Origin of the sequence: Szabonella alba (assembly GCF_016765775.1) — a bacterium.
Classification (GTDB): Bacteria; Pseudomonadota; Alphaproteobacteria; order Rhodobacterales; family Rhodobacteraceae; genus Szabonella; species Szabonella alba.
Window position 1 is genome coordinate 1 of record NZ_JAESVN010000052.1, and the last position, 644, is coordinate 644.

The 644-nt window shown below is 61.6% G+C and carries 1 protein-coding gene; it reads right to left on the reverse strand.

Features of this window, described 5'->3' with window-relative positions; all coding sequences use genetic code 11:
• Nucleotides 1-63: 63 nt before the first annotated feature.
• Nucleotides 64-644, reverse strand: a 581-nt coding sequence (locus JL811_RS19890) for an SDR family oxidoreductase (RefSeq protein ID WP_202690437.1), incomplete at its 5' end; no start/stop codon positions are given.

Sequence of the window (644 nt, forward strand, 5' to 3'; positions counted from 1 at the left end):
TGACCCGGCCCCTTTTCAGGACCGGGCCGGGCCGCTATGGGCACAGATCCTAAGTGTCGGACGTTACTTGGTGGTGTAGCCGCCATTGACGAGAATGGTCTGCCCGGTCATCCACCAGCCTTCGGTGACCATGAAACGGACCCACGGCACGATATCCTCGATATCCGTCAGACCGGTCTTGGAAAAGCCCGACAGCGCGGCGGCCTGCTTGTGATAGGCCTGCGCCTCGGGGGCCTCTTGCCCATAGAAGAACGAGGTGTCCATCGGGCCCGGGCCGATCGCCGTGACCGAGATCCCGCGATCCCCGAATTCCTTGGATGCCGCGCGGGTGAAATGTTCAACCGGCGCCTTGGTCCCGGCATAGCTGGAATAGAACGGCGTATAGGCCCCCAGCAGCGAGGTCACCAGCGTGGTGATCGCGCCATTGTCATTCACCGCCTTGCCCGCCTCTTTCAGAAAGAAGAAGGCCGATTTGGCATTGGCATTGTGCATCGCGTCAAACTCAGCCTCGCTGATCTCCAGCATCGGCTTTTTCAGCACCATGCCCACGGTGTTGATCGCGATATCCGGCCGGCCGACGGCCGCAATGGTGTCGGCAAACAGCTTCTCAACCGCGCCTGCGGTCGACAAATCCGCCTGCAGCG